At 68.9% G+C, this 325-nt stretch carries 1 protein-coding gene; it reads left to right on the top strand.

All coding sequences use genetic code 11. From position 1 onward, the window contains the following. A partial coding sequence (locus I5M_RS09975) for a cytochrome P450 (protein ID WP_031335998.1) occupies positions 1–325 on the top strand: 325 nt, incomplete at both ends.

Below are 325 nucleotides of genomic sequence, written 5' to 3' on the forward strand. Positions count from 1 at the left end.
AGTTGATGCTGGAAGCGCGCGATCCGGAAAGCGGCGAGGCGTTCTCGGACGAACAGCTCGGCGATCAGGTCGCCACCATGATCCTTGCCGGCCACGAGACCACTGCGACGGCACTGTTCTGGGCGCTGTACCTGCTGGCGCTCGATGGTGACGCGCAGGACAGCATGGCCGCCGAGGTCCGTGGCCTTGGTGCGCAGGCGCCCGAGCTCGAACGCCTGCCGTTCACCTGCGCGGTCATCGACGAGACGCTGCGGCTGTATCCGCCGGCGTTCCTGATCGCCCGCGCGGCGCTCGGACCCGACAGTGTCGCCGGCTATGCGGTGCG

Source organism: Rhodopseudomonas sp. B29 (assembly GCF_000333455.1).
GTDB lineage: Bacteria > Pseudomonadota > Alphaproteobacteria > Rhizobiales > Xanthobacteraceae > Rhodopseudomonas.